Here is a 19,381-nt window from a genome sequence, read left to right on the forward strand (position 1 = left end):
CCGTTTGCGTTTGAATGTCTGGTGGGTCATAGCAGCGCCCTCGCTGCTTTCACGGCATCATCGAATTTCTCGTCGAGCCACGCATTGCCGCCGCGGCAACCCGCCACGACCTGCGTGGCCCACACGATGTAATCGGCGAGATCCTCGCGCTCCTCAGCACTCGGGTCGGTTTGAATGCGCGCGCCCGTGTTGCTGATCTTGTCGGCGATCTTGATCAGCTTGGCACCCTGCGATTTATGGGGCGCGTCCTCGATCTGTTTTTGCCGCCGTTTTGCCTTCGGCAGGCTCATGTCATCGGTGCATTCGGCGACGAGGGAAGCGACACGCTCGGAAAATCTCTGTGCCAGCTCCTCGCGCGTGGTGTCGGTGTCCTCAATGGTGTCATGCAGCCAGCCGGCCGCGACCAGCTCGGCGTCAGCCCCATCGGTCGCGGTCGCAAGCAGGTTCGCGACCTCGGCGAGATGATTGATGTAGGGCTCGTTGCCGCGGCCCTTACGCGCCATGCCGTTGTGGCGGTGCGCGGCGAGTTCGGCAGCTTCCGAGACGAGGCGGATGGGGGACAGCATGGAAAAAACCTCCGTTTCCGCCTCAACCGTGCCGCGCTGCGCTCGTTCCTCCGGGTGTCACAGCTTGCCCATGACGTCGCCGCGGAAACCGTAGATGGTCTTCTTGCCGGCCACGGCGACGAGCTGCACGTCGCGGGTCTGGCCGGGCTCGAAACGGACGGCGGTGCCGGCGGCGATGTTGAGGCGCATGCCGCGGGCCTTTTTGCGGTCGAACTTCAGCGCGGGGTTGGTCTCGAAGAAATGGTAGTGCGAGCCAACCTGGATCGGGCGGTCGCCGGTGTTGGCGACCGTCAGCGTCACGGTCTTGCGGCCGGCATTGAGCTCGATCTCGCCGTCCTGGATGAAGAGTTCGCCGGGGATCATGTCGCACTCCTATCGGATCGGCTCGTGCACGGTGACGAGCTTGGTGCCATCCGGGAACGTCGCCTCGACCTGGATGTCGTGGATCATCTCTGGGATTCCCGGCATCACCTGATCGCGGGTCAGCACCTGCGCGCCGGATTGCATCAGCTCGGCGACGGTGCGGCCGTCGCGCGCGCCTTCGAGGATGAAATCGGAGATGATCGCGATCGCCTCGGGATGATTGAGCTTGACGCCGCGATCCAGCCTGCGGCGCGCCACGATCGCCGCCATCGAGATCAGAAGCTTGTCCTTTTCGCGGGGAGACAGGTTCATGCGAAATCTCTTCCGTTCAACACGTCAATTCAACCAGTGATCAGTTCAGCCAGAGTCGCGGCAGGGCTACACCGGTGCGCGCCAGCACCGCCATCATGTCGGCGCGCAAACGCGCCGCATCTTGGGCACAGAACCGCGCCATTGCAAAGCCATTCCAGGCGGATACCCCGACCTCGCCGGAGAACGACTCCGATGCCTCGCGGATGCGCTCGACCAGTGCCTCATCGCCGGGCACGATCAGGGCCGTGCCGATCGCCGCGCCACCCTTGGCGACCGCTGATCGCGCGAGCTTTGCGCCGATATGGCCGTCGAGCCTGACCGTTTCCGCGAAGACCAGCTTGCCGCCGCGGGAAAGCCGCCAGCGGTCGACGAACTCGCCCTGCTCCATCCGCTCGCCCATGGCGGTGCGGCCGAACACGACGATCTCGCAAAGCAGGAGCGAAGCGTTCTCGTCGAGCGCTATGTCGAAGCGGCGGTGAACCCGGGCGCGATCGAACAGGATCGTCTCCTGTGGCAGCCAGGCGAGATGTGCACCCGCGGCGACCTTCAAGGCAATCCCGAGCTGCGCCGCGGGCCCGGGCGCGCGATAGATCTTTTCGGCCGCCGCGGTGGTCAGTGTCAGCCGCGAGCTATCCGCCGCCGATATCTCGATGTCGAAGCGATCGCCACCGGCGACGCCGCCGGCGGTGTTGACGAACACGCCGGAGAGGCCCTCGTCTTCGGGCGAAGGAAAGCGCACGCGGAGCGAACCGGATTCATGCAAGGCCCCGCGCCGCGTCACACCGTCACGAGCGTGCACGTCGAACCTGACAGCACCGCGGGCGCGGTTGGCCTCGAACACCGAACTTGTCGCTGAAGCGTCGCTGCGCATCCGTCTCCCCAGCCGGTCGCGGCAGGATTTCTTGGCTTACCGGTCCCCGACTTACAGCGCCATCTGGCGGCTGATCTCGCCGGGATCCAGGTTGGCGCGACCGCAGGTGAACTTCACCGCGCCGCGATCCATCACCGCGAAACTGTCGCCGAGTTCGCAGGCAAAGTCGAGATATTGTTCGACCAGCACGATGGCGATGTTGCCGAGGTTGCGTAGGTAGGAGATGGCCCGGCCGATGTCCTTGATGATCGAGGGCTGGATGCCCTCGGTCGGCTCGTCCAGCAGAAGCAGCTTCGGCCGCATCACCAGTGCGCGGCCGATCGCGAGCTGCTGCTGCTGGCCACCGGAGAGGTCGCCGCCGCGCCGGCCGAGCATGGATTGCAGCACCGGAAACAGCGAGAACACGTCGTCCGGAATATGCTTGTCTTCGCGCTTGAGCGGCCCGAAGCCGGTCTTGAGATTTTCCTCGACTGTCAGCAGCGGAAAGATCTCGCGGCCCTGTGGGACGAAACCGATGCCCTTGCGCGCACGCTCATAGGGCTTCAGACCCGTGATATCGCTGCCATCGAACACGATCGCGCCCGAGGAGATCGGATATTGCCCGACCATGGCACGCAAGAGAGAGGTCTTGCCGACGCCGTTACGCCCCAGCACGCAAGTCACCTTGCCGGGCTCCGCCGAGATCGAGACGCCGCGCAGCGCCTGCGCCGCACCGTAGAACAGGTTGATGTTCTTGACCTCAAGCATGGCTCAGCGCCCCAGATAGACTTCGATGACCCGCTCGTTGGACGAGACCTGGTCGATGGTTCCTTCCGCGAGCACGGTGCCTTCGTGCAGGCAGGTGACCTTGACGCCGAGCTCGCGCACGAAGGTCATGTCGTGCTCGACCACCATGACGGTGTGGGTCTTGTTGATCTCCTTGAGCAGCTCGGCCGTGAGATGCGTCTCGACGTCGGTCATGCCGGCGACGGGCTCATCGACGAGGAGCAGCTTGGGGTCCTGCGCGAGCAGCATGCCGATCTCGAGCCACTGTTTCTGGCCGTGACTGAGACTGCCCGCGAGGCGGTTGCGGGCGTCGGTGAGACGGATCGTTTCCAGCACCCTGTCAATGCGCTCGGATTCCGCCTTGCTGCCGCGCCAGAACAGCGTGGCCTTGACGGCGTGGTCGACATTGAGCGCGAGCAGCAGATTGTCCTGCACGGTCTGGCTCTCGAACACGGTCGGCTTCTGGAATTTCCGGCCGATGCCGAGCTCGGCGATCCGGGTCTCGTCGAGCCGCGTCAGGTCGGTGACGCCGTCGAACAGCACGGTACCCTCGTCGGGCTTGGTCTTCCCGGTGATGATGTCCATCATCGTGGTCTTGCCGGCGCCGTTCGGGCCGATGATGGCGCGCATCTCGCCGGGCTCGAGCGTCAGTGACAGATTGTTGATGGCGTGGAAGCCGTCGAAGGAGACGTGCACGCCATCGAGATAGAGCATCGCGGAGGTCGCGCGGGTGTCCATGACGTTCATTGCACCTACTCCGCCATCTTGGGTTCGGTGACACCGTCTTCGGCCGCCGCGCTCACGGAGGCCGCGGCGGTACGTTTGTCCTTCGACGAATCCCACCAGGCGTTGAAAGTGCCGACGATGCCCTTCGGCAGCAGCAGGGTCACCAGGATGAACAGCGCGCCCAGCATGAACAGCCAGTACGGCGCCAGCATGCCGGAGGTGAAGAACGTCTTGGCGTAGTTGACGACAACGGCGCCGAGCGCGGCACCGACCAGCGTCCCGCGGCCACCGACCGCGACCCAGATCACCGCCTCGATCGAGTTACCCGGAGCGAACTCGCTCGGATTGATGATGCCGACCTGCGGCACGTAGAGCGCACCGGCGACGCCGGCCATGCAGGCCGAAACCGTAAACACGAACAGCTTGTAGGATTCGACGCGGTAGCCGAGGAAGCGCGTCCGCGATTCCGCGTCACGCACCGCGATCAGCACCTTGCCGAGCTTGGATGAGACGATGGCGCGGCAGATCAGAAAACCCATGATCAGTGCCAGGCAGCTCAGCGCGAACAGCGCGGCACGGGTGCCCTCCGCCTGCACGTTGAACCCCAGAATGTCCTTGAAGTCGGTGAGGCCGTTGTTGCCGCCGAAGCCGAAATCGTTGCGGAAGAAGGCGAGCAGCAGCGCATAGGTCATCGCCTGCGTGATGATCGACAGGTACACGCCGGTGACGCGGGAGCGAAAGGCGAGCCAGCCGAAGCAGAAGGCGAGCAGGCCCGGCACGACCAGCACCATCAGCGCGGCAAACCAGAACATGTCCAAGCCGTACCAGTACCAGGGCAGCTTCTGCCAGTTCAGGAACACCATGAAATCCGGCAGGATCGGATTGCCATAGACGCCGCGGGTACCGATCTGCCGCATCAGGTACATGCCCATGGCGTAGCCGCCGAGCGCAAAGAAGGCGCCGTGGCCGAGCGAGAGGATGCCGCAATAGCCCCAGATCAGGTCGATCGAGAGCGCGAGGATGGCGTAGCAGACATATTTGCCCCAGAGCGCGACGAGATAGGTCGGCACCTGCAGGAACGAGTCCGCGGGCAACAGCAGGTTGGAGAGTGGGATGAGGATGCCGCAGGCGGCGACGACGGCGAGGAAGATCGTCGCGCCGCGGTCCAGCGATCGCGTCAGCATGTGAGGGGTCATGCTTCCACCGCACGGCCCTTGAGCGCGAACAGGCCGCGCGGCCGCTTCTGAATGAACAGGATGATGAGGACCAGGATCGCGATCTTGCCGAGCACGGCGCCGGCGACCGGCTCCAGGAATTTGTTGGCGATGCCGAGCGTGAACGCGCCGACCAAGGTGCCCCAGAGGTTGCCGACCCCGCCGAACACCACGACCATGAAACTGTCGATGATGTAACTCTGGCCAAGATTGGGGCTGACATTGTCGATCTGCGACAACGCCACGCCGGCAATACCGGCAATACCGGAGCCGAGGCCAAAGGTCAGCGCGTCGACGCGCGAGGTGGCGATACCCATCGAGGCCGCCATGCGGCGGTTCTGCGTCACTGCGCGCATCTCCAGCCCCAGCGCGGTATAGCGCAGCATCGCGAGCAGGATCGCGAACACGGCCAGCGTGAAGCAGAGGATCCAGAGCCGGTTATAGGTGATGGTGATCTGGCCGAGCTCGAACGCGCCGCTCATCCAGGAGGGGTTGCCGACCTCGCGGTTGGTCGGACCGAACATGGTTCGCACCGCCTGCTGTAGCACGAGCGAGAGGCCCCAGGTCGCCAGCAGCGTCTCGAGCGGCCGGCCGTAGAGGAAACGGATGATGCTGCGCTCGATCAGCACGCCGATGGCGCCGGCAACCAGGAAGGCGAGAGGCACGGCGATCAGCAGCGAATAGTCGAACAGGTTGGGATAGCGGGTGCGGATCACCTCCTGCACCACGAAGGTGGTGTAGGCCCCGATCATCACCATCTCGCCGTGCGCCATGTTGATGACGCCCATCACGCCGAAGGTGATGGCGAGTCCGATCGCCGCGAGCAACAGCACCGAGCCGAGCGAGAGGCCGTACCAGGCGTTCTGCACCATGGACCAGACCGCGAGCGAGCTCTGGATCGAGCCGATCGCGCTGGCGGCGGCCTTGGTTACCGACGCCGGCTGGTCGCCCATGCCGGTGAGCAGCGCCAGCGCATCCTGGTCGCCGCGCGCCTTGAGGGTGGCCACTGCCTCGAGCTTCTCGACCTCGCTGGCGTCGGACTTGAACAGCAGGATCGCGGCGCGGGCCTCGCCGAGCGCGGTCTTGACGGATCTGTTGGTCTCCTTGGCAAGCGCAGCATCAACCGCCTCGAGGGCGGTCTCCTCGTGCGACTTGAACACCGACTGCGCTGCCTGCAGGCGCGTTCCCACATCCGGCGATTGAAGCGTCAGGCTGCCGATCGCGGCATCGACGCTGCGGCGAAGACGGTTGTTGAGACGGACCGCGCTCGCATTGTCCGGAACGGCGGCGACCGCCTCGCCGGTCGCAGCGTCGATCGACTTGCCGTCGGCGCCGGTGACGTAAACCTTCTTGCTGTCGGAATCAGCCATGAGGCGGCCGTCCTGGAGCGCGCTGATGATGGGAAAGGCCAGCTTGTTGCCGCTGCTCGCGACCACACCGATCGCCTCTTCCGTGTCGGAAAAATCGTCATTGGCGAATTTGGCGACCGCGTCCTCGAACGGACCGGCGAAGGCCGGCAGCGCGAACGCGATCAGAAACAAAGAGAGTGCAAGCGTGCAGAGACGGGCGGACAAATGGGCTGGCACTGTGAATGACCCCGGCAGAAATGAGTGGAGAAGGCGGCGGGATCGCCGCCCTCTCCGATCTTGCAATGGACGTCAGATCCGGATCAGGAGCCCGAACCGAGACACTTGTTGGTCTTGGTGTTGAAGTTGCCGCACTTCTTGCCGACCCAGTCGCCGATCAGGTCCTTGGAGCCTTCGAGCTCCTTCGACCAGGCATCGCCCGCGACGAGCCCGGGGGTCTTCCAGACCACGTCGAACTGGCCGTTCGCCTTGATCTCGCCGATGAACACCGGCTTGGTGATGTGGTGGTTCGGCAGCATCTTCGAAACGCCGCCGGTCAGGTTCGGCGCCTCGATGCCGGGAAGCGCGTCGATCACCTTGTCCGGATCGGTCGACTTCGCCTTCTCCACCGCCTTCACCCACATGTTGAAGCCGATCACGTGCGCTTCCATCGGATCGTTGGTCACGCGCTTGGGATTCTTGGTGTAGGCCTGCCAGTCCTTGATGAACTTCTCGTTCGACCCGTCCTTGGTCTTGATCGACTCGAAGTAGTTCCAGGCGGCGAGATGACCGACCAGCGGCTTGGTGTCGATGCCGGCGAGCTCTTCCTCACCCACGGAGAACGCAACGACCGGGATGTCCTTTGCCTTGATGCCCTGGTTGCCGAGCTCCTTGTAGAAGGGAACGTTGGCGTCGCCGTTGATGGTCGAGACCACCGCGGTTTTCTTCCCGGCCGAGCCGAACTTCTTGATGTCGGCCACGATCGTCTGCCAGTCGGAGTGACCGAACGGCGTGTAGTTGATCATGATGTCTTCCTGGGCGACACCCTTCGACTTCAGATAGGCTTCCAGGATCTTGTTGGTCGTGCGCGGATAGACGTAGTCGGTGCCCGCGAGCACCCAGCGCTTCACCTTCTCTTCCTTCATCAGATAGTCGACGGCCGGGATCGCCTGCTGGTTCGGCGCCGCACCCGTGTAGAACACGTTGCGCTCGCTCTCCTCGCCCTCGTACTGAACGGGGTAGAACAAGATGTTGTTCAGCTCCTTGAAGACCGGGAGCACCGACTTGCGCGACACCGAGGTCCAGCAGCCGAACACGACCGAGACCTTGTCCTTGGTGATCAGCTCGCGCGCCTTTTCGGCGAACAGCGGCCAGTTCGAAGCGGGGTCGACGACGACGGCTTCCAGCTTCTTGCCGAGCACGCCGCCCTTCTTGTTCTGCTCATCGATCAGGAAGAGGATGGTATCCTTCAGGGTGGTTTCGCTGATCGCCATGGTGCCGGACAGGGAGTGGAGCACGCCGACCTTGATGGTGTCGTCCGCGGCCTTCGCGCCAGTCAATGAAGCCAGACCAAGCACCAGTCCGGCGGTCGCGGCGAGCACGCCGCGGCGGCTCAATGACGCCGCTATATCGTGAGTGGATTTCCTAAACATGAGTGTCTCATCTCCCTGACGCAGACGTGAAAATGCTGCGAAACGGCCCGCGGCCGCCTGCGATTAACGGAATCGCAAGAACCATGCCATGGGCTGATCACCTATCAACTGTTTGAATTTACTTAGGTAATTGGCAGAATTCGAAGTTTAGCCGCAGTCAGACCGCCCAAACTCTAGGCAATCAAAATGTATGCGAAAGCGGCAGTCAGTTTATTTTTTGAGCAAACCGCCAATTCTGGCTAAATTTCCGGCATCACTATTTTTGCACCGCAATTGCAGTTTCGGACGCGTTTGCCTTGAAAGCGCCCCCTCGATGTTCCATATGACCTCCCGAGACCTCTTGCGAATCAAGGGGTCATAGCGAGCCGCGTGTTCTTAAGCCCGTATGGGCCTCTGGCTTGCCCCATTCTCCCAAGCCCATCCGACACCCCAAACACGCAGGTGTCTTCTCGACACCCTTTTGCGCGCGCCGCGCCGAATGCGCCGGGCGCCCGCTTTTGACATGGAAAGAACCCCTCTTTTGACTTCGTTTCAGGATTTCGGCCTCGCCGAACCCATCGCGCGCGCTCTTCGTGAAGAGAACTACGTCACCCCCACTCCGATCCAGGCCCAGACCATTCCGACCGCGCTGACCGGCCGCGACGTCGTCGGCATCGCCCAGACCGGAACCGGCAAGACCGCGTCTTTCGCACTGCCGATCCTTCACCGGCTGCTCGAGAACCGCATCAAGCCGCAGCCCAAGACTTGCCGCGTACTCGTGCTCTCGCCGACCCGCGAACTGTCCGGCCAGATCCTCGACAGCTTCAACGCCTACGGCCGTCACCTCCGGCTGTCATCGACGCTCGCTATCGGCGGCGTGCCGATGGGCCGCCAGGTCCGCGCCTTGATGCAGGGTGTCGACGTTCTGGTCGCCACCCCAGGCCGCCTGCTCGACCTCGTGCAGAGCAACGGGCTGAAGCTTTCCAGCGTCGAGTTCCTCGTGCTGGACGAGGCCGACCGCATGCTCGACATGGGGTTCATCAACGATATCCGCAAAATCGTCGCGAAGCTGCCGATCAAGCGGCAGACGCTGTTCTTCTCGGCGACCATGCCCAAGGACATCGCCGAGCTCGCTGATTCCATGCTGCGCGATCCGGCCCGCGTCGCGGTAACCCCGGTCTCCTCGACCGCCGAGCGGATCAACCAGCGCATCCTGCAGGTCGACTTCTCTTCCAAGCCCGCCTTCCTGACCAAGCTCCTGAAGGACGAGCCGATCAACCGCGCACTGGTTTTCACCCGCACCAAGCACGGCGCCGACAAGGTGGTGAAGACCCTTGAAAAGGCCGGCATTGCCGCGAGCGCCATCCACGGCAACAAGTCCCAGAACCATCGCGAGCGGACGCTCGCGCAGTTCCGCTCCGGCGAGATCCGCACCCTGGTTGCCACCGACATCGCCGCCCGCGGCATCGACGTCGACGGCATCACCCACGTCATCAATTTCGACCTGCCTAATGTCCCCGAGACCTACGTTCACCGCATCGGTCGCACCGCCCGCGCGGGCGCCGACGGCACTGCGATCTCGCTGGTCGCAGGCGGCGAGGAGCTCAGCTATCTCCGCGATATCGAGCGGCTGATCCGCGTCGCCCTGCCGCGCGAGGACCACCGCACCGATGCCGGCCGCCGCGATACCGGCCCCGCCCCGTCGCAGCAACGACAGGGCCGGCCGGGCGGCCGCCCCGGCCAGCGCCCCCAGGGCGCACGGCACGGTGACGGGAGGCGTGCCGACGAAAGACATGGTGACGGGCGCCACCACGGTGCCGGCAAGCAGGGCGACGGAAGGCACGGTGAAGGACGGCACGCCGAGGTAAGGCATGCCGACGGACGGCCTGGCACTGGCCCGAATGCCCCGAAGGGTTCTCGCCGCCGCCGCTCCGGTGGTAAGATGCATTCATCGCCTGTCGACCGTCCGGAACAGCGTTCCGCGCATAGCGCCGGGACGCCCGATGGGATACAAGGCGTTGCCTTTTTGCGCCGCGAGAGTCGGCCAAACAGCCAACCGAACCGCAAACCCTATTCGCACTAGCCGTCCACGACCTGGAGAAATTCATGGCTAAGGAAGAGCTGATCCAGTTCGAAGGACTGGTCACCGAAATCCTCCCCGACGCCCGCTACCGCGTGCAACTCGACGCCGGACACGAGATCGTTGCCTATACCGCCGGCAAGATGAAGAAGAACCGCATCAAGACGCTGGCGGGCGACCGCGTGACGGTCGAGATGTCGCCGTACGACCTCGAGAAGGGCCGGCTGATTTTCCGCCACAAAGACGAGCGTCCCAGCACGGCAGGCGGACCGCCCCGTCCCGGACAGCGCGGCGGCCAGTTCCGCCGCCGCTGATCGGGCTACGGCGCGCACCTGCGGCATAGAACTCTTAGATATTGATCCGCCGCCGACATCGCGGCGGATCAAAAATTCGTGCACGCCCGGATTGTTTCGGGCTCCTGTTTCCGATAAAATGAATTAATCGATTTTCGGCCGGACGACATTGGCATCCACCGGTACAGCCGGTTCAGACACGCTGACGACCCTTCCAGAAATTCGATCTAACCGGCCTGCGTAAGCGGGCTCTTACATTGTGTTATCTGAGAAGGATCTACCCATGAGCATGGGAACCGTGAAGTGGTTTAACGCGACCAAGGGCTTCGGCTTCATCCAGCCCGACGACGGTGGCCAGGACGTATTCGTTCACATCAGCGCCGTGGAGCGCGCCGGTCTCGGCTCGCTGCGCGAAGGCCAGAAGATCTCCTACGAGATCGTGGCGGATCGCCGCTCAGGCAAGTCGGCGGCGGACAACCTCCGCGCCGCGGGCTGAGTTCTCGGCTGTCGGCCCCGACGGGCCGAAGCGAGCAAGGCAAAAGGAAAAGGCCGTGCGTGACGCACGGCCTTTTTCATTCCAGCGTCGGCTCGCAAATCTCAACACGTCGACGGTACGCCGTTGTAGGGCACGCAGGTGACCTGGCGCGGCCGCGTGTAGGAGACATCGCTCAGCGTCACGCTCGACTTCAACACGTAGCCGATGGTCGGCGTGTAAGTGTACTTGGCCTCGCTCAGAATGAGATAACTCGACGGAATCAAGAGCGTCGGGGGAATTATCGTGGTGACGTCGTCGCCGGCGTTCCGAGCCGAGGTCGCCAGCGTGGCTTGCGTCGCGCCGCTCGCAATCGTGCCGGCCCTGCTCCACTTGACCGTGGCGATGCTGTTGGCATCGATGTAGATCTCAGAGATCGTGCCCTTCACCAGTGTCGCGTCGTAAGGCATGATGACCGAGATGCTTGCCGTAAACGTGTTCTGCATGTCGGCATCGACGAGCGTCGTCGACTGCGATGTCAAATCGGACAGTGTCCGCGCGATCAACGTGACTTTGCGGTCAATCGCCACGGCGGACGAGAATTCGACGGTGCCGAAGAACATGACCAGCATCAGCGGTACGATGACCGCGAATTCGGTCGCCGCGAGCGCGCGCTTGTCGGCGACGAAGTCGCGCACGGAGCAGCGTGCCTTCCGCCAGATATTCGCAATCGCCTGCATCGGTCCGCTCAGATCCATCTGCCTCAGAAGGGTTCGTTCTTGAAGGCCGCGGTCGCCACCATCAGCCGTTTGTTGCTGCATCCGGCGTTGTAGCCCAGGCCGGTGACGATGAGCGGCCATTGGTAGAACAGCCGCACCACGACGACCTGGCCGGAGGCCCCGGCATTGTACTGCATGCCGCTCGCGTTGAAATTGCAGGAATCGCCGTAGCTGGTGAGGCTCAGCGTCCCGAAGGAGCTGGTGCTCACGACGTCGACGTAGAGCTTGCTGCAATCAAACAGTGCCGGAATCTGGGTACAGACATAAGCCTTGAACGTTGTCTGGTCGCACGCGGTGACCGAGTTGGGCGCGGTCTGGCAGGCCGCCACCGAACCGCCCTGCGCTTGCGCCTGGCCGGTCAGAATTGCGCGCGCGGAATTCTGCGTGATGGTCTCGAGCACCTGGCTTGCGAAGAACATGAGCGCCGTCTCGATGATGGCGAACAGCAGCCCGAAAAACATCGGTGCGACCAACGCAAACTCGACGGCCGCGGAGCCGCGGCGGTTGCCGCGAAACCGGGCCAGCGCTTTCCGGATCGTGAACCTCGTAGGTGCAGGCGATGGCATCACGTCGAATTCCCCAGCAACAGGCGATCGTCTGCCCCGTTCAATAGCGCAAACTGATTGCCTAAATGTTCAGGCGATCCGCGCCCGACGGACCGCGCCCTTAGGAATGCGTTAACCAGGCACGGCCCCAGGGCGCATGGAGACACGGCGCCCGCGGAGAGACGTCGCCCTCCGGTCCGCAAGAGGCCGGGCGCGATCCTGCCCCGGCAGACCCACCGGCCGGCTAGTTGGATTTGGCGCCCCCGCCGGCGCTGCCGCTGGCACTGCTGCTCAGCGAACCGGCCTGGCTCATCGTGTTGTTGAAGTAGGTGTCGCTGTCGCCGAGCGTCACGCGACGCTGGCAAAGCGGTACGCAGCTGTAGGACTCGCGCTCGATCCCGCGATAGACGGTGACGAGCCGGTCGCTCGGACCTTCAACCTGGATCTGGCGGTCGACCAGGATTTCGCCGCCCCGGTCGAGCGCGATGAAGTTGGTCGCACCATAGCCCTTTCCGGTCACGACGATCATGCCGCCCGGCTGGAGCGTGACGTCGGCAATCAGGGGATTACCGACCACGATGGTTGCCACCTTGCCGGGCAGCCGTACCAGCTTGGCCTGGTCGACACTGACGGCGATCGTGTCCACGGTGGACTCGGCAAGGCCGGCGGCCGGCCATGCCAGCACCGCGGCGGCAACCAGAAGACAGGTGCGCGCATGACGGCGCAGCAACTCTTTACGCATACTCTTACCCCCGGGACGTCACAAACCGGCAGAAGCGATCAGATAACAGCGGAGCCGGTGCCCGACCCGGCCAACCTGCCTTCAATTCATGAACGTTCCGCAAACTCGCCGACTATTGTTTGAAAGGATAGGCGAGTTGGCCCCAGATCTCCTTCGGCATGGTCGCTTCGTCCTTGCCGTAATCCTGCGGCAGCTTCCCCTCCGGCATGCGAAAGGTGCCGAACAGCACGTCCCAGATCGGAAACGTCCCGGCGAAATTGGTGTCGCCGCCCTCTTCGAGCGAGGTATGGTGCCAACGGTGGAATACCGGCGTCGCCAGCACGCATTTGAACGGCCCGAAGGTCCAGTTCAGGTTGGCATGCACGAAGGCCGAATGGAAGGTGGTGAACGGGCCGACCCAGATCATGACGTTGGGGGAGATACCGGCCATCAGCAGCACGACGTCGACGCTGATCGTCCCGAGCATGAGATTGACGGGATGGAATCGGGCCGCGGAGATCCACCCGATTTCCTCCGACGAATGATGCACGGCGTGGTACTTCCAGAAGCCGCCGCCGTGGAAAAGCCGGTGCAGCCAGTACAGCATGAAATCGGACAGCACCAGGAACAGCAGAGCCTGAACCCACAGAGGCAGCTGCGACAGCGGACCATGGCCATTGTCGTAGAAGGCAATGAGTTCGTCGGCATCGTGGATGTTGAAGACGAGGCTGGCGCCGACGATCAGAAGACCGATCCGCATGGTGCGGGCGAACACCGGAACGAAGAACCAATAACAGATGTCGGTGATGATCTCCCGCTTGCGCCACCACGGCGCGCCGGGATTGCAGGCCCAGAAATGCTCCAGCACGGTGAAGACGGCCGCGAGCACGAAGGTGACCGGGATCACCTTGACGATGGTCTCGCCGAGCATCAGGGCGACTTGCATGGGCAGGCTCGACATCGTCGCCTCTCTTGCGAATTCCAGTCCTGCCTACGCCTACTCCGCGAGATTTAAGGGAGCGTGAAGCAGGCACCACACTGCCGATGCGCCCGGAACCGGAATGTATCTGCCGCTTTAAGGCGAAATTCACTCTGGATGAAAGCATCGCGCCGGCGCGGGGTTTACCCGATCGGATTAACTTTACCGAAAGAGCTCGGCTCTCATGCTCTTTGCATCAGACAGCGCCGGACGAGCCGATCTCACCCAGACGGAGTTTTGTTCATGAAGAACTTGGTTGCGCGTTTCGCGAAGGATGAATCCGGCGCCACCGCCATCGAATACGGTCTGATCGCCGCCGGCATCGCGCTGGCCATCATCACCGTCGTCAACAATCTCGGCACCACGCTGAACGGCAAGTTCACCTCGATCAGCACGTCGCTGAAGTAGGCAACCGACGACCGGCAGCAGAAGCCCCGGTCCTCCGGGCCTTTATTTTTCCGAAGACGGCAAGTTCCAGTGGCGTTGTACAAGTTCAGAACCGATGCCGCGGTCGCGGCGAGAGAGGCGGGGGCGGATCCGGCCGGCTCGCCGGCCTATTGGATCTGCCTTGCACTGCTGCTTGCGACGGTCGCGCTCGCCGCGCGCATCGCCAGCTTCTGGTGAAACGCATTCAGCGGGCCCGGCCTCGCGTCCCTGTCGCCGTTGTCGGTTTGTTTAGCACTACGCGCTAGCATCTGGCGACGCCAGCTCCCGCGGCCAATCCAGGCCTCAAGACGCAGCCCATGACCCTTGACCTTGCGCGCCTTCTGCTCTTCCCGGCCCTGATGGCATTCGCCGCCGCGAGCGATCTCTTCACGATGACGATCTCGAACCGCGTGTCGCTGGCTCTGGTCGCGGGCTTCTTCGTGCTCGCCCTCGCCGGTGGCATGGCACCTTACGAGATCATGACTCATGTCGGCGCCGGCGCGCTCGTCCTGGTCGTGGCCTTCACCTGCTTTGCGATGGGCTGGGTGGGCGGCGGCGACGCCAAGGTCGCGGCTTCCGTCGCGCTCTGGTTCGGCTTCGCGCAGCTGATGAACTTCCTGCTCTACGCCTCGCTGTTCGGCGGCGCGCTGACGCTGCTCCTGCTCCAGTTTCGGCAATGGCCGCTGCCCTACGGGCTGGCGGGTCAGGCCTGGCTCGCACGGCTGCACGCCACGGAGAGCGGCATTCCCTACGGCATCGCGCTCGCTCTGAGCGCGTTGATGGTCTACCCGGAGACCGAATGGGTGAAGGCGATCGACCTCGCTCACCTCGCACTGCGCTGAACGCACAGGGTAAACCCGGCGTTAAGGCGATTTAGATACGCCTCATTAACCATGCTTTGACGAATAGCTGGTCAACTGCCGATCACGGCAGCGGCAGCGTCGCAGCGTATTGTTGGAAAGTGAAGCGTATGAATAGGGCACGCATTGTCGTCCTGACGGTCGCCATCTGCGCCGGCGGCGTCGCCGCGTACCTGGCGAGCGGCACCGATAATTCTGCGCCACCTCCGCTTCCGGTCGCGCAGCTGCCGACCGTCGACGTCCTCGTCGCCAAGAACGACATCGGCCTGGGCGAGACCGTGAAGCCGGAAGACGTGCAATGGCAGACCTGGCCGGCCGCGACCGCCAGCACCACCTTCATCCGTCGCAACGAGCGTCCCGACGCCGCGACCCAGGTGAGCGGCTCGATCGCGCGCGCGCCGTTCATTCAGGGTGAGCCGATCCGCGACCAGAAGCTGGTCAAGCCCGAAGGCTCGGGCTTCATGGCGGCAATCCTGCCCACCGGCATGCGGGCGATCTCGACCGAGATCTCGCCGGAGACCGGGGCTGGCGGCTTCATCCTGCCGAACGATCGCGTCGACGTGCTTCTCACGCGCCGGTTGAAGAACCCGGACCAGAGCAGCGGCGCCCCCGACGTCGTCACGTCCGAGATCATTCTGGTCAATATCCGCGTCCTGGCCATCGACCAGGCGCCCAAGGAGAAGGATGGCCAGAACACGGTGATCGGCAAGACCGTCACGCTCGAGCTCAATCCCGCGCAGACCGCAACGCTCTCCGCGGCGCGGCAGAGCGGCACGCTGTCGCTGGCGTTGCGCAGTATCGCCGACGTCAAGATGAGCGAAATCACGCTCGACGAGTCCGCGCAGAAGCGAGAGGGCGTTTCGATCATTCGCTACGGCATTCCAAGTCAGACGGCTAAGGTGCGATGAAGACAGTCGATATGAGATGCAGGGCAGATTCGGCGGCGATACGAACCTCACTGGTCCGCGCCCTGTCGTTTTCGGCCGCCTTCGCGCTGGCGTTCAACCCGGGGACGACCTCGGTGATCGCTGCCGACTACCGCCCCGTGGCACCGGCCGCGGCGGACGGCCAGATCAACGCGCGCTTCCTCTCGCTCGGCGTCGGCAAGTCCATCGTGATCGACCTGCCGCGCGACATCAAGGACGTGCTGGTCGCCGATCCAAAGATCGCCAATGCGGTGGTTCGCTCGGCGCAGCGCGCCTATATCATCGGCGCCGCGGTCGGCCAGACCAACATCGTGTTCTTCGATTCCGCCGGTCAGCAGATTGCGGCCTATGACATCGCGGTCAAGCGCGACCTCAACGGCGTGCGCGCAGCGCTGAAGCAGGTCCTGCCCAATTCAGACATCCAGATCGACGGCCTCGGCGACGGCATTGTCCTGACCGGCACGGCTGCCAACCCAATGGAGGCACAGCAGGCCAACGAACTTGCCGCGCGCCTGGCCGGCGGTCCCGACAAGGTGGTGAACTCGATCGTGGTGCGCGGCCGCGACCAGATCATGCTCAAGGTGACGGTGGCCGAGGTCCAGCGCAACATCGTCAAGCAGCTCGGCATCGATCTCACCGCCAATCTCAACTACGGCACCTCCGTGGTGAGCTTCACCAATTCGAACCCGTTCACAGCCTATGGCCGCAACCTGGTGGACGGCAACAATCTGACCACCAAGTTCGGCGCGACGCCGTCTGTGCAGGCCACCCTGCGTGCGATGGAAACCGCTGGCGTGATCCGCACGCTGGCCGAACCGAACCTGACCGCGATCTCCGGTGAATCGGCGACGTTCATCGCCGGCGGTGAATTCCCGGTCCCGGCGGGCTACGCGTGCGATCCCACCACGCATGTCTGTACCACCCAGATCAGCTTCAAGAAGTTCGGCATCTCGCTGAACTTCACGCCGGTGGTGCTGAGTGAAGGCAAGATCAGCCTGCGGGTGATGACCGAAGTCTCGGAGCTTTCGAACGAGAATGCGATCACGCTGTCGCAAGCGGTGACCTCGAACACGGTGAACTCGCTGACGGTGCCCTCGATCAGGACCCGCCGCGCGGAGACCTCGCTGGAAATTCCCTCTGGCGGCGCGATGGCGATGGCCGGTCTGATCCAGCAGCAGACCAAGCAGGCAGTCAGCGGATTGCCGGGACTGATGCAGCTCCCGATCCTGGGCACGCTGTTCCGCAGCCGCGACTTCGTCAACAACGCGACTGAGCTGGTCGTGATCGTGACGCCGTACGTCGTTCGCGCGGTGGCGCCGAAGGACCTGTCGCGGCCGGATGACGGCTTCGCTCCGCCTGCGGATCCGCAGGCCCAGCTGATCGGCAATATCAACAGGCTCTACGGCGTGCCCGGACGGACCGAACCGGCCAAGAGCTACCGCGGCACCTACGGCTTCATTACCGACTGAGGCGGAACGGGGACTTCACGATGATCACGAGACCACCCCAGCTTCGCAAATGCGCCATCCGCCTCGGTGGCGCGCTCGTCGGCATGGCGCTCGCGCTCGGCGGCTGCCAGCACGACGAAGTCGTCACGGCCTCCATTCCCGACGATTACAAGCAGCGCCATCCGATCGCGATCGAGGAGCAGAACCGCTCCATCGTCGTCTTCGTCGGCCATGCCCGCGGTGGATTGACCGCCGCCCAGCGCGCCGACGTGATGGGTGTCGCATCAACCTGGTTGCGCGAAGGCACCGGCGCCATTCGTATCGACGTGCCGTCCCATACGCCCAACGCCCGGCCGATCGCAGATACGATGCGAGAGATCCAGGCGATGCTGGCGGCGGCAGGCGTTCCGCCGCGCGGCGTCAGCGTTCACCCCTATCAGCCGGAAGACAGGCGTTTCCTGCCGCCGATCCGGCTCACCTATACCAAGATCGCCGCGGTCGCCGGCCCCTGCGGCCTGTGGCCTGAGGACATCGGCCCCTCGATGAAGAACAAGCGCTGGTTCGAAAACAAGGACTATTACAATTACGGCTGCGCCTCTCAGCGCAACCTCGCGGCCATGGTCGACAACCCGTCGGATCTGGAGCAGCCGCGGCCCGAAACTCCGTCATACACGCCGCGGCGCATCACCGGTCTCGAGAAATATCGCAAGGGGCTCTCGACGACGACCACCTATCCCGAGGCCGACAAGGCCAAACTCAGCGAAACCGGCAGATGATCAACTACGCGCGTCAGACACAAGAAGAGCAGCCGCAAGCCGCTCCCCCACCGATGGAGGAGCATATTGCGCCTGCGCCGCGCGTCTCGGTCCAGGCCTTCTGCGAAACCGTGGAGACTGCCGCCGCGGTACAGGCGGCCGGCGAGGATCGCCGCCTCGGCAAGGCCCATCTGAAGATCCAGATGGGCGGCATGGCGGCCGCGATCGAAGCCTATCGCTCGGCCCCCACGCCGAACGTGATCGTGCTCGAGAGCGACGGCCGCAGCGATCTCTTGAGCGGGCTCGACCAGCTCGCCACCGTCTGCGACGCCGGCACCCGCGTGGTCGTGATCGGCCGCATCAACGACGTGATGCTCTATCGCGAGCTGGTTCGCCGCGGCGTCAGCGACTACGTGCTCGCGCCGGTCGGCGCGATCGACGTCGTGCGGTCGATCTGCAACCTGTTCTCGGCGCCGGAAGCCAAGGCGGTCGGCCGCATCATCGCCGTCGTCGGCGCCAAGGGTGGCGTCGGGGCTTCCACCATCTCTCACAATGTCGCCTGGGCGATCGCGCGCGACCTTGCGATGGACGCCGTCGTCGCCGATCTCGACCTCGCCTTCGGCACCGCCGGGCTCGACTACAACCAGGATCCGCCGCAGGGCATTGCGGACGCCGTGTTCTCGCCCGACCGCGTCGACACCGCCTTCATCGACCGCCTGCTGTCGAAATGCACCGACCATCTCAGCCTGCTGGCGGCGCCTGCGACGCTCGACCGGGTCTATGATTTCGGCACCGACGCTTTCGACGCCGTGTTCGACACGCTGCGCTCCACCATGCCCTGCATCGTGCTCGACGTTCCGCATCAATGGTCGGGCTGGACCAAGCGCGCCTTGATCGGAGCGGACGACATCCTGATCGTGGCCGCGCCTGATCTCGCCAACCTGCGCAATACCAAGAACCTGTTCGACCTGTTGAAGGCCGCGCGCCCCAACGACCGGCCGCCGCTCTACTGCCTGAACCAGGTCGGCGTGCCGAAACGGCCCGAAATCGCCGCCACGGAGTTCGCCAAGGCGATCGAAAGTCAGCCGATCGTCTCGATCCCGTTTGAGCCGCAAATCTTCGGCTCGGCGGCCAACAACGGCCAGATGATCGCGGAGATCTCCGCCAACCACAAGTCGATCGAGATGTTCCTGCAGATCGCCCAACGCCTGACCGGCCGCAGCGAGACCAAGAAGCAAAAGTCGTCCCTGCTTTCACCTCTGATTGAGAAGTTGCGGGGAAGATAAGCCGCCGCATGGAGTTG

The 19,381-nt window shown here is 63.9% G+C and carries 23 protein-coding genes; 10 read left to right on the plus strand and 13 right to left on the minus strand.

Features of this window, described 5'->3' with window-relative positions:
• Positions 1–26 precede the first annotated feature (26 nt).
• The 9 genes from ABIG06_RS06545 to urtA form a co-directional block, all read right to left on the minus strand.
• Entirely contained in the window at positions 27–566 is a 540-nt protein-coding gene (locus ABIG06_RS06545; RefSeq protein ID WP_370135215.1) for an HD domain-containing protein, read from the minus strand.
• 57 nt (positions 567–623) lie between these two features.
• Entirely contained in the window at positions 624–929 is a 306-nt protein-coding gene (locus ABIG06_RS06550) for an urease subunit beta (protein ID WP_370135218.1), read from the minus strand.
• 9 nt (positions 930–938) lie between these two features.
• Entirely contained in the window at positions 939–1,241 is a 303-nt protein-coding gene (locus ABIG06_RS06555; protein WP_007605424.1) for an urease subunit gamma, read from the minus strand.
• Positions 1,242–1,281: 40 nt separating this feature from the next.
• On the minus strand, positions 1,282–2,112 hold the full coding sequence (locus ABIG06_RS06560; protein ID WP_370135220.1) for an urease accessory protein UreD: 831 nt from the start codon (positions 2,110–2,112) through the stop codon (positions 1,282–1,284).
• Positions 2,113–2,163: 51 nt separating this feature from the next.
• Complete coding sequence (gene urtE, locus ABIG06_RS06565; RefSeq protein WP_370135221.1) at positions 2,164–2,859, minus strand: urea ABC transporter ATP-binding subunit UrtE; 696 nt, start codon at positions 2,857–2,859, stop codon at positions 2,164–2,166.
• Between the two features lie 3 nt (positions 2,860–2,862).
• Positions 2,863–3,624: an urea ABC transporter ATP-binding protein UrtD gene (urtD, locus tag ABIG06_RS06570; protein WP_370135224.1), complete on the minus strand. Its 762-nt coding sequence runs from the start codon at positions 3,622–3,624 to the stop codon at positions 2,863–2,865.
• Between the two features lie 5 nt (positions 3,625–3,629).
• On the minus strand, positions 3,630–4,799 hold the full coding sequence (gene urtC / locus ABIG06_RS06575; protein WP_370135227.1) for an urea ABC transporter permease subunit UrtC: 1,170 nt from the start codon (positions 4,797–4,799) through the stop codon (positions 3,630–3,632).
• Positions 4,796–6,403, minus strand: coding sequence for an urea ABC transporter permease subunit UrtB (gene urtB / locus ABIG06_RS06580; RefSeq protein ID WP_370135230.1), 1,608 nt, complete (start codon positions 6,401–6,403; stop codon positions 4,796–4,798). The genes urtC and urtB overlap by 4 nt, the downstream gene beginning before the upstream one ends.
• Positions 6,404–6,486: 83 nt before the next feature.
• Complete coding sequence (gene urtA / locus ABIG06_RS06585; RefSeq protein WP_370135232.1) at positions 6,487–7,815, minus strand: urea ABC transporter substrate-binding protein; 1,329 nt, start codon at positions 7,813–7,815, stop codon at positions 6,487–6,489.
• A 478-nt stretch (positions 7,816–8,293) separates the two neighbouring features.
• Here urtA and ABIG06_RS06590 point away from each other — a divergent pair, with 478 nt between their 5' ends.
• From ABIG06_RS06590 to ABIG06_RS06600, 3 genes are all read left to right on the plus strand, one after another.
• Positions 8,294–9,877 (plus strand): DEAD/DEAH box helicase, encoded by a 1,584-nt coding sequence (locus tag ABIG06_RS06590; protein ID WP_370135234.1) that lies wholly within the window; start codon positions 8,294–8,296, stop codon positions 9,875–9,877.
• Between the two features lie 23 nt (positions 9,878–9,900).
• Positions 9,901–10,188 carry a translation initiation factor IF-1 gene (infA, locus tag ABIG06_RS06595; RefSeq protein ID WP_024340539.1) on the plus strand — a complete coding sequence of 96 codons (288 nt, stop codon included), beginning with the start codon at positions 9,901–9,903 and terminating at the stop codon, positions 10,186–10,188.
• A 262-nt stretch (positions 10,189–10,450) separates the two neighbouring features.
• Positions 10,451–10,663 carry a cold-shock protein gene (locus ABIG06_RS06600; RefSeq protein ID WP_014439634.1) on the plus strand — a complete coding sequence of 71 codons (213 nt, stop codon included), beginning with the start codon at positions 10,451–10,453 and terminating at the stop codon, positions 10,661–10,663.
• A gap of 101 nt (positions 10,664–10,764) precedes the next feature.
• On the opposite strand, the gene ABIG06_RS06605 is transcribed toward ABIG06_RS06600, so the two are convergent.
• The 4 genes from ABIG06_RS06605 to ABIG06_RS06620 form a co-directional block, all read right to left on the minus strand.
• A complete protein-coding gene (locus ABIG06_RS06605) occupies positions 10,765–11,379 on the minus strand; it encodes a TadE/TadG family type IV pilus assembly protein (RefSeq protein WP_199751382.1) in 615 nt (204 codons plus the stop codon).
• Positions 11,380–11,402: 23 nt separating this feature from the next.
• Complete coding sequence (locus ABIG06_RS06610) at positions 11,403–11,984, minus strand: TadE/TadG family type IV pilus assembly protein (RefSeq protein WP_370135237.1); 582 nt, start codon at positions 11,982–11,984, stop codon at positions 11,403–11,405.
• 223 nt (positions 11,985–12,207) lie between these two features.
• Positions 12,208–12,705, minus strand: a complete 498-nt coding sequence (locus tag ABIG06_RS06615) for a pilus assembly protein N-terminal domain-containing protein (protein WP_124159243.1) — start codon at positions 12,703–12,705, stop codon at positions 12,208–12,210.
• Between the two features lie 112 nt (positions 12,706–12,817).
• Entirely contained in the window at positions 12,818–13,645 is an 828-nt protein-coding gene (locus ABIG06_RS06620; protein ID WP_124159244.1) for a sterol desaturase family protein, read from the minus strand.
• 261 nt (positions 13,646–13,906) lie between these two features.
• Here ABIG06_RS06620 and ABIG06_RS06625 point away from each other — a divergent pair, with 261 nt between their 5' ends.
• The 7 genes from ABIG06_RS06625 (at position 13,907) to ABIG06_RS06655 (ending at position 19,364) form a co-directional block, all read left to right on the plus strand.
• The gene (locus ABIG06_RS06625; protein ID WP_124159245.1) at positions 13,907–14,071 is read left to right on the plus strand and encodes a Flp family type IVb pilin; all 165 of its coding nucleotides are present in this window, start codon (positions 13,907–13,909) and stop codon (positions 14,069–14,071) included.
• 69 nt (positions 14,072–14,140) lie between these two features.
• Positions 14,141–14,287: a hypothetical protein gene (locus ABIG06_RS06630; protein ID WP_199751383.1), complete on the plus strand. Its 147-nt coding sequence runs from the start codon at positions 14,141–14,143 to the stop codon at positions 14,285–14,287.
• Between the two features lie 119 nt (positions 14,288–14,406).
• Complete coding sequence (locus ABIG06_RS06635; RefSeq protein WP_124159246.1) at positions 14,407–14,931, plus strand: A24 family peptidase; 525 nt, start codon at positions 14,407–14,409, stop codon at positions 14,929–14,931.
• 128 nt (positions 14,932–15,059) lie between these two features.
• Entirely contained in the window at positions 15,060–15,857 is a 798-nt protein-coding gene (cpaB, locus tag ABIG06_RS06640; protein WP_370135241.1) for a Flp pilus assembly protein CpaB, read from the plus strand.
• Positions 15,858–15,868: 11 nt separating this feature from the next.
• Positions 15,869–17,344, plus strand: coding sequence for a type II and III secretion system protein family protein (locus tag ABIG06_RS06645; protein ID WP_370140803.1), 1,476 nt, complete (start codon positions 15,869–15,871; stop codon positions 17,342–17,344).
• Between the two features lie 20 nt (positions 17,345–17,364).
• The gene (locus ABIG06_RS06650; RefSeq protein WP_124159249.1) at positions 17,365–18,099 is read left to right on the plus strand and encodes a CpaD family pilus assembly protein; all 735 of its coding nucleotides are present in this window, start codon (positions 17,365–17,367) and stop codon (positions 18,097–18,099) included.
• A complete protein-coding gene (locus ABIG06_RS06655) occupies positions 18,096–19,364 on the plus strand; it encodes an AAA family ATPase (RefSeq protein WP_370135244.1) in 1,269 nt (422 codons plus the stop codon). The genes ABIG06_RS06650 and ABIG06_RS06655 overlap by 4 nt, the downstream gene beginning before the upstream one ends.
• Positions 19,365–19,381 lie beyond the last annotated feature (17 nt).

The sequence above is a fragment of the Bradyrhizobium sp. USDA 326 genome (assembly GCF_049739485.1).
Taxonomy (GTDB): domain Bacteria; phylum Pseudomonadota; class Alphaproteobacteria; order Rhizobiales; family Xanthobacteraceae; genus Bradyrhizobium.

Bases quoted from the DNA above. Each gene is read 5' to 3' on its own strand.
- urtA (WP_370135232.1), bottom strand. From the start codon at position 7,815: ATGTTTAGGAAATCCACTCACGATATAGCGGCGTCATTGAGCCGCCGC.
- ABIG06_RS06600 (WP_014439634.1), top strand. From the start codon at position 10,451: ATGAGCATGGGAACCGTGAAGTGGTTTAACGCGACCAAGGGCTTCGGC.
- ABIG06_RS06545 (WP_370135215.1), bottom strand. From the start codon at position 566: ATGCTGTCCCCCATCCGCCTCGTCTCGGAAGCTGCCGAACTCGCCGCG.
- ABIG06_RS06615 (WP_124159243.1), bottom strand. From the start codon at position 12,705: ATGCGTAAAGAGTTGCTGCGCCGTCATGCGCGCACCTGTCTTCTGGTT.
- ABIG06_RS06655 (WP_370135244.1), top strand. From the start codon at position 18,096: ATGATCAACTACGCGCGTCAGACACAAGAAGAGCAGCCGCAAGCCGCT.
- ABIG06_RS06650 (WP_124159249.1), top strand. From the start codon at position 17,365: ATGATCACGAGACCACCCCAGCTTCGCAAATGCGCCATCCGCCTCGGT.
- ABIG06_RS06620 (WP_124159244.1), bottom strand. From the start codon at position 13,645: ATGTCGAGCCTGCCCATGCAAGTCGCCCTGATGCTCGGCGAGACCATC.
- ABIG06_RS06590 (WP_370135234.1), top strand. From the start codon at position 8,294: ATGCGCCGGGCGCCCGCTTTTGACATGGAAAGAACCCCTCTTTTGACT.
- infA (WP_024340539.1), top strand. From the start codon at position 9,901: ATGGCTAAGGAAGAGCTGATCCAGTTCGAAGGACTGGTCACCGAAATC.
- ABIG06_RS06550 (WP_370135218.1), bottom strand. From the start codon at position 929: ATGATCCCCGGCGAACTCTTCATCCAGGACGGCGAGATCGAGCTCAAT.
- ABIG06_RS06560 (WP_370135220.1), bottom strand. From the start codon at position 2,112: ATGCGCAGCGACGCTTCAGCGACAAGTTCGGTGTTCGAGGCCAACCGC.
- cpaB (WP_370135241.1), top strand. From the start codon at position 15,060: ATGAATAGGGCACGCATTGTCGTCCTGACGGTCGCCATCTGCGCCGGC.
- urtD (WP_370135224.1), bottom strand. From the start codon at position 3,624: ATGAACGTCATGGACACCCGCGCGACCTCCGCGATGCTCTATCTCGAT.
- ABIG06_RS06645 (WP_370140803.1), top strand. From the start codon at position 15,869: ATGAGATGCAGGGCAGATTCGGCGGCGATACGAACCTCACTGGTCCGC.
- ABIG06_RS06555 (WP_007605424.1), bottom strand. From the start codon at position 1,241: ATGAACCTGTCTCCCCGCGAAAAGGACAAGCTTCTGATCTCGATGGCG.
- ABIG06_RS06610 (WP_370135237.1), bottom strand. From the start codon at position 11,984: ATGCCATCGCCTGCACCTACGAGGTTCACGATCCGGAAAGCGCTGGCC.
- urtE (WP_370135221.1), bottom strand. From the start codon at position 2,859: ATGCTTGAGGTCAAGAACATCAACCTGTTCTACGGTGCGGCGCAGGCG.
- urtC (WP_370135227.1), bottom strand. From the start codon at position 4,799: ATGACCCCTCACATGCTGACGCGATCGCTGGACCGCGGCGCGACGATC.
- ABIG06_RS06605 (WP_199751382.1), bottom strand. From the start codon at position 11,379: ATGCAGGCGATTGCGAATATCTGGCGGAAGGCACGCTGCTCCGTGCGC.
- ABIG06_RS06625 (WP_124159245.1), top strand. From the start codon at position 13,907: ATGAAGAACTTGGTTGCGCGTTTCGCGAAGGATGAATCCGGCGCCACC.
- ABIG06_RS06635 (WP_124159246.1), top strand. From the start codon at position 14,407: ATGACCCTTGACCTTGCGCGCCTTCTGCTCTTCCCGGCCCTGATGGCA.